This window comes from Flavonifractor plautii ATCC 29863 (genome assembly GCF_000239295.1).
Taxonomy (GTDB): Bacteria; Bacillota; Clostridia; order Oscillospirales; family Oscillospiraceae; genus Flavonifractor; species Flavonifractor plautii.
Genome location: NZ_JH417684.1, coordinates 1 through 10,215 on the forward strand (window position 1 = coordinate 1; position 10,215 = coordinate 10,215).

Genomic DNA, 10,215 nt, shown 5'->3' on the forward strand with positions numbered 1-10,215 from the left:
AAGTCCGGCCCGTGCAAATGCACGGGCCGGACTTTTTGGGGAGAAGGGAAGGTTCCGCTTCCCCACGCAAACCGCTGACGCTGGGGTTGCGCGGGGGCCCCGGTTCAGTTGAAGGCGGTGTCGAGATCCTTGTCGCCGCCCCTCGTCGGCGCAAAGTCCACTCTGCTCGGGACACCCTTGCGGGCATCCCTCGCTGCGCTCCCTTGCGCCTCCGCTCCGGACGCGACCCGCTGCGCGGGGCTCGCGCCCGGTTCTGGGTCAGTTGGAGGCAGTGTCCAGATCTTTATCACCGCCCCAGATCATGTTGCGGCGCAGCTCATCGCCCACCAGCTCCATCTGGTGCTTCTTGAGCTGGGCGCGCTTGGAGTTGAAGAAGGTGCGGCCGTTCTTGTTCTCGGCGATCCACTTGCCGGCGAAGGTGCCGTCCTGAATGTCGGAGAGCACGGCGCGCATGCGGGCCTTGGTCTCCTCGTGGGGGATGACACGGGGGCCGGAGACGTACTCACCGAACTCAGCGGTGTCGGAGATGGAGTAGTTCATGGCCGCCACGCCGCCCTTGTTGATCAGGTCGATGATCAGCTTCATCTCGTGGATGCACTCGAAGTAAGCGTTCTCCGGCTCATAGCCGGCCTCCACCAGCACCTCAAAGCCGCAGCGCATCAGATCCACCACGCCGCCGCACAGCACGGTCTGCTCGCCGAACAGGTCGGTCTCGGTCTCGTCGTGGAAGGTGGTCTCCATCACGCCGGCCCGGGCGCCGCCGATGCCCGCGATGTAGGCCAGGGCGAGCTTATAGGCGTTGCCGGTGGCGTTCTGCTCCACCGCCACGAGGCAGGGCACGCCCTTGCCGTTGACGTAGGTGGAACGGACGGTGTGGCCGGGGCCCTTGGGGGCCGCCATGAACACGTCCACGCCGGCGGGGGGGACGATCTGCTGATAGCGGATGTTGAAGCCGTGGGCGAAGGCCAGGGCCTTGCCCTCGGTCAGGTAGGGGGCAATGTCATTCTTATAGACCTCTGCCTGGACCTCGTCGTTGATGAGCATCATTACAATGTCGCCCCACTGGGCGGCCTCGGCCACAGTCTTGACCGCCAGGCCGGCCTTCTCCGCCTCGGCCCAGTTCTTGGAGCCGGCCCGCAGGCCGACGCACACATCGCACCCGGAGTCCTTCAGGTTGAGGGCGTGGGCGTGGCCCTGGGAGCCGTAGCCGATGATGGCGATTTTCTTGCCGTTCAGGTAGGAGAGCTCGCAGTCCTTCTCGTAGTACATCTTAGCCATGGTGATACACTCCTTTTTCTTCTTGTTGGTGGGGGAATTTGAACTCATGATAGCATAGTTTTCGGGAAAAGAATGATAACTGTGATACAATCCGCAGAAGCGGAAGGCCGCCGCATGGGGCGGAGGTCAGTCAAGCACCCGCTCCAGCTCGATCTCATCCCCGTCCGCCCGGCCGGTGGGAGAGAAGCGCAGGGTCTGGTACAAATGGCAGGCGGCCGCGTTTTCCGGGCTGACGGTCAGCCGGACGAGGTTGGAAGCCCCGAAAGGCTTGGAACGGATATAGGCAAGCGCCGCCTCCATAGCCGCCCTCCCGCAGCCCCTGCCCTGGTGCTGGGCGTCGATCATCAGATGCCAGATGAAGTAAGCCTCTTCGTCATAGTCATAGATGACCATCAGATATCCGACCACCTGACCGGCGCGGCAGACCGCAAAGGGCGTACACTGACTGTAGTATACATACGCCTGGGCCAGACTCCGGATCGGGTGGGATACGAATTTCTCCTGCTGGGCCTCTAATCTCAGGGAAAAGCACGCAAGAAAGTTGGATTCATCCACTTTTTGCAGGGTAATATGGTTCATATTTCCTCCTTCATATCTGGAGGGCTAATAGAGGAACACCCTCCCTCTGGTTGACAGGAACATAGTTTCATACAGCTTCATACATGCTCTCCCCCTTTCTGTGGAAAATGAGACACTTCATTTTTAATATGAAAACACAGAGGCCTCTGTGGAATTTGACGGGGCCTATGTTCTGCGCGCCGGGCAACAGGAGCCTTACAGGAAGTTCTTGCCCAGATTAAACTCGGTCTGTTCCTTGGTCTCGTCGCCGATGGTATAGGCGCCCCGTTCGAGGGCCACCATGCCGGTGCGCACCAGCTCCAGGATGCCGAAGGCCTCCAGCAGCTTCTGCATGGCGTCGGCCTTGGTCTCGTCGCCGATGAGGGCCAGGGTGAGGGACTTGAGGGACACATCGATGATGGAGGCCCGGAAGATGTTGGCGATCTGGATGATCTCGTTGCGGATGTCGGGGGTCTCGGCCCGCACCTTGAACATGACCAGCTCCCGGCGGATGGACCGCTCGGGCAGCAGCTCCTGCACGGAGTAGACGGAGAACTGCTTGCGCAGCTGGTTCATGATCTGCTCAATCATGGGCTTGTCGGCCCACACCTCGATGGTGATGCGGGAGACGGCTGGGTCGTCGGTAGTGCCCACCGCCAGGGACTCAATGTTATAGCCCTTCCGGGAGAACAGCCGGGAGACTTGGGACAGGACACCGGCGGCATTTTCCACCAGCACCGAGAGGGTGCGGCGGGTCACATTGGCTTCATTCATATCCACGCCCTCCTTTAATCCAGGATGAAATCGGTGACCGGAGCGCCGGCGGAGACCATGGGGTGGACCATGGCGTCCTTGTCGATGGCGCACTCGATGAGATAGGGCCGGCCTGCGGCCACGGCCCGGCGGAAGGCCGCCTCGAACTCCGGCTGGGTGGCGGCCCGCTCCCCCTGGATGCCGTAGGCCTCCGCCAGCTTGACGAAGTCGGGGCCCCGGTCCAGATCGGTCTGGGAGAACCGCTTCTGGTAGATCAGGTTCTGCCACTGGCGCACCATACCCAGGGTGCGGTTGTTGAAGATGACGGTGATGACGGGGATGTTGTAGTGCTCGGCGGTGCAGAGCTCGTGGCAGTTCATGCGGAAGCAGCCGTCGCCGGTGCAGTGCACCACCACCTTGCCCGGATTGCCCACGGCGGCCCCCATGGCGGCCCCCAGGCCGAAGCCCATGGTGCCGAAGCCGCCGGAGGTGATGAACTGGCCGGGGCGGGAGAAGTGGTAGTACTGGGCGCACCACATCTGATGCTGGCCCACATCGGTGGCCACGATGGCGTCCCCGCCGGTGACGGCCTGGATGGTCTCCAGAATCTCGTGGGGGTGGAGAACATCGTCTTTCTTGAGGGGCACCTCCGGGTGGGAGAACACCCACGCCTTCCACTCCGGGTAGTCGTGCTGGGGGAGCTTCTCGTTGAGCAGCTCCAGCACCCGGCGGGCGTCGCCGATGATGTGGTGGTGGGTGAGCACGTTCTTGTCGATCTCCGCCCGGTCGATGTCGATGTGGACGATTTTGGCGTTGGGTGCGAAGGTGGCGGGGTCGGTGGCCACCCGGTCGGAGAAGCGGCAGCCGACGGCGATGAGCAGATCGCACTGGTCGGAGGCGAGATTGGAGGCGTGGGAGCCGTGCATACCGATCATGCCGGTGAACAGCCGGTGATTGCCGGGGCAGGCGCCGCCGCCCATGATGGTGGAGGCAACCGGGGCGTTGAGCCGCTCGATAAAGGTGCGGAACTGGGGCACAGCTCCCTTGGAGCGGATGACCCCGCCGCCCACCAGCACCAGGGGCTTCCGGGCCACCTCAATGAGATCCAGCAGGGTCTGAATGTCCCCCGCGTCGGGCTCGGGAGTCTTGAGATCGTGGCTGGCCCGGCGGAGCATGGCCCCCAGTCGGCCGTGGTTGGCGTGCTGGTCGAGGGGGAGGGGCTCGTAATCGGCCTCGGCGGCGGTGACGTTCTTGGCGATGTCCACCAGCACGGGGCCGGGGCGGCCGGAGCGGGCGATGGCGAAGGCCTCCCGCAGCACGTCGGCCAGGGCGCCGGGGTCTTTCACCAGATAGTTGCACTTGGTGATGGGCATGGAGATACCGGTGATGTCCACCTCCTGAAAGGAGTCCTTGCCGATGAGGTTCTCGCTGACGTTGCAGGTGATGAACACCACAGGGGAGGAGTCGTAGTAGGCCGTGGCGATGCCGGTGGTCAGGTTGGTGGCCCCGGGGCCGGAGGTGGCGAAGCACACCCCCACCTTTCCGGTGGCGCGGGCATAGCCGTCGGCGGCGTGGGAGGCGCCCTGCTCATGGGCGGTGAGGATATGGCGGATTTTGTCCTTGTAGCCGTGGAGCTCAAATTCGTCGTATACGTTCAGGATCGTGCCGCCGGGGTAGCCGAAGACCGTGTCCACCCCCTGCTCCAGCAGGCACTCCATCAAGATCTGGGCGGTTTTCATTCTCATGGGTCGTCCAACCTCCTTTAACGATAAAAACAAGCATGGCGGCCTCGTCCCATAGGACGAAGCCGCCATGACTCCGTGGTACCACCTAACTTCGCGGGGCGCGCCCGCGCACTCATTGCCCCGCTAACGGAGGGGAAACCGTCCCTGCCTAACCTGCGGTTCAGCAGGGCTGCTCCCGGGCGAGCGTTCGGGGCGGCCTCATGGGAGCTTACACCAGCCGCTCCCTCTCTGCGCTTATGTACCGCCCGTACTGTCCCGGTCATCGCCTTTGTACGCTCCGGGCAAGCCCGGAAAATGTAATTACCTGATATCATACCGTTCCGGACCGCATTTGTCAATCGGGTTAATTTCACTTTTTGAACTTCTCTATTTTAAACAACGAAAGTGGAGAACGGAGCGGAGCTCTGTTGTCATCCTGACGAAAAAGTAAACCGGATGGTTTTTGCAAAAATGGTACTGCGGATGTTACCATATTTCTGGAAAAAGAGAAAAAACTAATTGGTTTAAAAGAAAAAATGAAGGGAATTTGAGCGTTTTAACTGGACAAGATGCTTGGTTTGCGCTATGATAAATCTGTTTGAGATACCGGTCAAACGACTCAGAACAATGGCCCGTGTGTGGGTCAGATTTGCGAGGTGGACCTATGAAGCAAAGCTTTTACGGCGGCGTGCACCCCAATGACCGGAAAGAGTTGGCACGCCACAAGGAGGTTGCGCCCCTGAGCGCCGCTCCCAAGCAGGTCGTCATCGCCATGGCAATGCATGTCGGTGCGCCCTGTAAGCCCATTGTAGCCGTGGGCGATCAGGTCAAGGTGGGCCAGAAGATCGGCGAGATCGCCGGCCTGGGCGCCCCCATTCACGCGTCTGTGTCCGGTGTGGTCAAGGCGGTGGAGCCCCGTCCCTATGTGGGCGGCGGAAAGGTGATGTCGGTGGTCATCGAGAATGACTTCCAGGACACCTGGGGCTCCGTGCTCACCCCCCATCCCGACTACAGCAAGCTGAGCTGCGAGGAGATCGTGGAGATTGTCAAGGAGGCGGGCATCACCGGAATGGGCGGCGCCGGCTTCCCCACCCACGTGAAGATCAGCTCCGGCGTCGGCAAGGTGGATACCCTGATCCTGAACGGCGCCGAGTGTGAGCCCTACATAACCGCTGACCACCGGCTGATGCTGGAGCAGGGCGAGCGGGTCATCGGCGGCGTGCGCATTCTGATGCAGGCCTTCGGCCTGAAGAACGCCGTCATCGGTGTGGAGGCCAACAAGGAGGACGCCATCGAGCACCTGAAGGCGCTGGTGGGCGGCAAGAACGACGTGCAGGTGGAGTCTCTGCGCACCCGCTACCCCCAGGGCGCGGAAAAGCAGCTCATTCAGCGCGTCACCGGCCGCGAGGTGCCTCCCGGCGGGCTGCCCGCCCATGTGGGCTGCGCGGTGTTCAATGTGGGGACCGCCGCTGCCGTGTACGACGCCGTGGTGGAGGGCAAGCCCCTGACCCACCGCATCCTCACCGTCACCGGCGACGCCATCAAGGAGCCCAAAAACCTGCTGGTGCCCCTGGGCACCTCCTTCCAGCAGATCATCGACGAGGGCAAGGGCTTCAAGGAGGAGCCCGACCGCGTGCTCACCGGCGGCCCCATGATGGGCATCGCCCAGTATAACCTGGATGTCACCTGCATCAAGGGCACCAATGCCGTGCTCTGCCTGACCAAAAAGGAGGCCGCCCCCGTTGTGGAGGAGGAGGTCTGCCTGCGCTGCGGCCGCTGCGTCAACGTCTGCCCCATGCACCTGACTCCGGTCTACATGCACCTGTACGCCGAGAAGGGCATGTGGAAGGAGGCCGAGGCGCTTAACGTCATGGACTGCATTGAGTGCGGTTCCTGCAACTACATCTGCCCCGCCCGCCTCCACCTGGTCCAGTCCTTCCGTGTGACCAAGGGTGAGCTGCGGGCTCTGGCGGCCAAGGAAAAAGCGGCGAAGGAGGCGGCCAAAGCATGAACGAGGAAAAGAAGCTGAGACTCACGGTGGCGTCGTCCCCCCACGTGGCCTCTCCCATTGACACCACCAACCTGATGCGGGACGTGCTCATCGCCCTGGTACCTGCCATGGTCATGGGCGTGGTGTTCTTCGGCCCCCGTGCCTTGGTGGCCACCATCATCTCCGTGCTGGCCTGCGAGTTCTTCGAGTGGGGCTACCGCAAGCTGATGCACAAGTCCTGCGCCGTCAAGGACCTGTCCGCCGCCGTCACCGGCGTGCTGCTGGCCTTCGTGTGCGCCCCCACCCTGCCCTATTGGATGCTGATCATCGGCGACTTCTTCGCCATCGTGGTGGTCAAGCAGCTCTTCGGCGGCCTGGGTAAGAACTTCATGAACCCCGCCCTGGGCGGCCGCGCCTTCCTGATGCTGTGCTACCCCGTGGCCATGACCACCTGGGTGGCCCCCGGCATCGGCACCGGCGCCTGGGCCGACCTGCTGGGCGGCACCAAGACTATGGCCGGGGTGGATATCGTCAGCAGCGCAACCCCCTTGTCTGCTGACTTCATGCACGGCGGCCTGCTGCCCGATGCCACCATCCTCGACACATTTGTGGGCAATGTGGGCGGCTGTATCGGTGAGATCTCCGCCCTGGCCCTGCTGCTGGGCGGCGTGTATCTGATCGTCCGCGGCGTCATCCGCGCCCGCATCCCCGTGGCCTACATCGCCACCGTGGCGGTGCTCACCTTCCTGTTCCCCCTGGGCGGCAACGACCGGCTGGTGTGGATGACCTACCAGCTCTTCACCGGCGGCCTGTTCCTGGGTGCCTTCTTCATGGCCACCGACTATGTCACCAGCCCCGTCACCAAAAAGGGTGAGATCATCTTCGGCATCGGCTGCGGCCTGCTGACCGTGTTCATCCGCTATTTCGGCGGCTATCCCGAGGGCGTGAGCTACTCCATCCTGATCATGAACTGCTGCGTGTGGCTCATCGACAAGGTGGGCAAGCCCGGCCGCTACGGAGTGACCAAGGAAATGAAGGCTGCGGCCAAGGCGGCCAAAAAAGCCGGGAAGGAGGGCTAAGCCATGAGTGAGACTGCAACCAAGAAAAAGGAACCAGGCATGGCGACCCTGGTGATCGTCCTCTTTGCCATCTGTGCGGCCACCGCCCTTCTGCTGGGCCTGACCAACTATGTGACCGCCCCCTTTATCGCGGCTAACAACGAGAAGACCACCCAGGAGGCCATGGCTGCCGTGCTCCCCGCCAACAGCTATGACGAGGTGGAGTACACCGGCGGCGACGCTATGGTGCAGGCCGTCTACAAGGCCGGCGATGCCGGATACGTGGTGGAGGTTAAGCCCGCCACGTCCTTCAGCGGCAACCTGACTATCATGGTGGGTGTGGACAATACCGGGGCCTGCTCCGGCATCTCCATTACCAGCACCGGCGAGACCTCCGGCCTGGGCTCCAACGCCAGCAAGCCGGACTTCCAGGCCCAGTTCGTGGGCAAGACCGGCGAGGTCAAGGTCACCAAGGACGGCGGCGACATCGACGCCCTGACCGGCGCTACCATCACCTCCCGCGGCGTTTGCGAGGCCGTCACCAGCGCCATCGCCGCCGCCGCGAGCATGGGCTAAGGAGGGTAATCGAATATGAACGTGATGAAACAATTTAGGGACGGCTTGTTCTTCCAGAACCCCGTCACCGTCCAACTGCTGGGCATGTGCTCGGTGATGGCCATTACCACCACCCTGTTCAACGGCCTGGGCATGGGCCTGTCCGTGTTGGTGATTCTGACCCTGTCCAACATCATCATCGCGGCCCTGCGTAAGATCATCCCCAACAACATCCGCATCGCCTGCTTCATCGTGGTCATCGCCGGCTTTGTTACCATCGTTGACCTGTGCCTGCAGGCATTTATCCCGGCCCTGTCCAAGAGCTTGGGCCTGTTTATCCCCCTGATCGTGGTGAACTGTATCATTCTGGGCCGCGCCGAGTCCTTTGCCTACAAGAATGGTATCGGCGCTTCTGCGCTGGACGGTATCTTCCAGGGCCTGGGTTACACCATGGTGCTGGTCATCATGTGTGTGGTTCGCGAGTTCCTTGGAAATGGCACCATTATGGGCGGCCTGCTGGAGATCGGCGCAGAAGGACAGTTGGTCTTCGGCCTGGGCACTGCCGCAGGCATCCGCATCCTGCCCGAGGGCATTCCCGCTCTGGGCATGATTCTCCCGGTGGGCGGCTTCCTGACCCTGGCCTGCGTGATCGCGGCCATGCAGTACATTCTGAACAAGCCCAAGAAGGGCGACAAAAAGACTGAGGAGGTGGCCAAGTAATGGAGTGGACTCAGCTCTTTACCATCGCCTTGGGCGCCATCCTGGTCAATAACTTTATTGTGGCCCAGTTCCTGGGCATCTGCCCCTTCATGGGTGTTTCCAAAAAGATCGAGACTGCCTCCGGCATGGGGCTGGCGGTTATCTTCGTCATGGGCCTGGCCTCCGCCATCTGTTGGCCCATCAATGAGCTCATTCTGGTTCCCATGGGCCTGACCTTCATGCAGACCGTGACCTACATCCTGGTCATCGCCTCTCTGGTGCAGTTCATCGAGATGTTCCTCAAGAAGGCCATGCCCTCCCTCTATGAGGCCCTGGGTGTGTACCTGCCCCTGATCACCACCAACTGCGCTGTGCTGGGCGTGGTGCTGCAGAACACCCAGAACGGCTACGGCTTTATTGAGAGCGTCGTGTACGGCGTTACCGGCGGCATCGGCTTCCTGCTGGTCATCGTGATCTTCGCCAGCATCCGGGAGCGGATGGAGTTCTCCGAGTGGCCCAAGGCTTTCGAGGGCTTCCCGATCGCCCTGGTGGCCGCCGGCCTCATCGCTCTGGCTTTCATGGGCTTCTCCGGCCTGAAGGTCTTCGGTTAAGGAGGGCGGAAGAATATGACGACTGTTATAATTGCCGTTGTGGTCCTGGCTGTGCTGGGCGCCATCTTCGGCCTGGTCCTGGCGATCGCCTCCAAGGTGTTCGCTGTTGAGGTGGATCCCCGTGAAGAGGCCATCCTGGGCTGTCTGCCCGGCGCCAACTGCGGCGGCTGCGGCTATCCCGGCTGCTCCGGCTATGCCTCCGCTGTGGTCAAGGGAGTGGCCCCAGTCAATGCCTGCGCCGCCGGCGGCGAGGCGGTGGCCGCCCAGATCGGCGAGATTATGGGCGTGTCCGCTGGCGCCGCAGTGAAGCAGATTGCCCAGGTGCACTGCACCGGCTGCGGCCAGAACTACAAGCAGTACACTTACGTGGGCATCCACGACTGCGTGGCGGCCTCCAAGCTGCCCGGCGGCGGCGACCTGGGCTGCGCCTATGGCTGCCTGGGCCTGGGCTCCTGTGAGAAGGCATGTCCCTTTGACGCTATCCACGTCATCGACGGCGTGGCCAGGGTCGATGAGGAGAAGTGCAAGGCGTGCAATAAGTGCGTGGACATCTGCCCCCGACACATCATCGCCCTGGAGCCCTACAAGACCAAGCGCCACGTCACCATTCCCTGTTCCTCCCACGACAAGGGCGTGGACGCCCGCAAGGTATGCGACAATGGCTGTATCGGTTGCTCCCTGTGTGCTAAGAGCTGCCCCAAGGAAGCCATCACCATGGTCAACAACTTGGCGGTGATCGACTACGAGAAGTGCATCGGCTGCGGTATCTGCGCACAGAAGTGCCCCCGCAAGCTGATCACCGTGGACGGCAAGGTGCCCGAGGTGAAGCCTGCGGCCCCCAAGGCCGCCCCGGCTGCCGCTGTCAAGCCCGCGGCTCCAACTGCGGAGAAGCCTGCAGCGGAGGCCGCTGCCGCCCCCAAGGCCGAGGCGCCTGCCGAGCCCAAGGAGTAAATACCATAAAAATCGCGCGTTCCCGATCGGGAACGCGC

General features: G+C 62.4%; 10 protein-coding genes and 1 other annotated feature. Of the genes, 6 read left to right on the forward strand and 4 right to left on the reverse strand.

Translation table 11 applies throughout. The features are described from left to right. Positions 1–258: 258 nt before the first annotated feature. The 4 genes from ilvC to ilvB form a co-directional block, all read right to left on the reverse strand. Positions 259–1,278: a ketol-acid reductoisomerase gene (gene ilvC, locus HMPREF0372_RS04850; protein WP_009259285.1), complete on the reverse strand. Its 1,020-nt coding sequence runs from the start codon at positions 1,276–1,278 to the stop codon at positions 259–261. Between the two features lie 126 nt (positions 1,279–1,404). Then, positions 1,405–1,857: a GNAT family N-acetyltransferase gene (locus HMPREF0372_RS04855; RefSeq protein ID WP_007489459.1), complete on the reverse strand. Its 453-nt coding sequence runs from the start codon at positions 1,855–1,857 to the stop codon at positions 1,405–1,407. A gap of 195 nt (positions 1,858–2,052) precedes the next feature. After that, positions 2,053–2,610 (reverse strand): acetolactate synthase small subunit, encoded by a 558-nt coding sequence (ilvN, locus tag HMPREF0372_RS04860; RefSeq protein ID WP_007489462.1) that lies wholly within the window; start codon positions 2,608–2,610, stop codon positions 2,053–2,055. 14 nt (positions 2,611–2,624) lie between these two features. Next, positions 2,625–4,334 carry a biosynthetic-type acetolactate synthase large subunit gene (gene ilvB / locus HMPREF0372_RS04865; protein WP_007489463.1) on the reverse strand — a complete coding sequence of 570 codons (1,710 nt, stop codon included), beginning with the start codon at positions 4,332–4,334 and terminating at the stop codon, positions 2,625–2,627. A 49-nt stretch (positions 4,335–4,383) separates the two neighbouring features. Continuing rightward, positions 4,384–4,606: a binding site (T-box leader), on the reverse strand. Positions 4,607–4,977: 371 nt separating this feature from the next. On the opposite strand from ilvB, the gene rsxC reads away from it, so the two are divergent. The 6 genes from rsxC to HMPREF0372_RS04895 are packed head-to-tail and all read left to right on the forward strand — an operon-like array spanning position 4,978 to position 10,177. Next, the gene (gene rsxC, locus HMPREF0372_RS04870) at positions 4,978–6,324 is read left to right on the forward strand and encodes an electron transport complex subunit RsxC (RefSeq protein WP_007489466.1); all 1,347 of its coding nucleotides are present in this window, start codon (positions 4,978–4,980) and stop codon (positions 6,322–6,324) included. Continuing rightward, positions 6,321–7,382 (forward strand): RnfABCDGE type electron transport complex subunit D, encoded by a 1,062-nt coding sequence (locus tag HMPREF0372_RS04875; protein WP_007489467.1) that lies wholly within the window; start codon positions 6,321–6,323, stop codon positions 7,380–7,382. The genes rsxC and HMPREF0372_RS04875 overlap by 4 nt, the downstream gene beginning before the upstream one ends. 3 nt (positions 7,383–7,385) lie before the next feature. Continuing rightward, complete coding sequence (locus tag HMPREF0372_RS04880) at positions 7,386–7,937, forward strand: FMN-binding protein (protein WP_007489468.1); 552 nt, start codon at positions 7,386–7,388, stop codon at positions 7,935–7,937. A gap of 15 nt (positions 7,938–7,952) precedes the next feature. Continuing rightward, positions 7,953–8,636: an electron transport complex subunit RsxE gene (gene rsxE, locus HMPREF0372_RS04885; RefSeq protein ID WP_007489469.1), complete on the forward strand. Its 684-nt coding sequence runs from the start codon at positions 7,953–7,955 to the stop codon at positions 8,634–8,636. After that, positions 8,636–9,226 carry an electron transport complex subunit RsxA gene (gene rsxA, locus HMPREF0372_RS04890; RefSeq protein WP_007489470.1) on the forward strand — a complete coding sequence of 197 codons (591 nt, stop codon included), beginning with the start codon at positions 8,636–8,638 and terminating at the stop codon, positions 9,224–9,226. The genes rsxE and rsxA overlap by 1 nt, the downstream gene beginning before the upstream one ends. Before the next feature lie 15 nt (positions 9,227–9,241). Continuing rightward, entirely contained in the window at positions 9,242–10,177 is a 936-nt protein-coding gene (locus tag HMPREF0372_RS04895) for an RnfABCDGE type electron transport complex subunit B (RefSeq protein WP_007489472.1), read from the forward strand. The last annotated feature ends 38 nt before the right edge of the window (positions 10,178–10,215 follow it).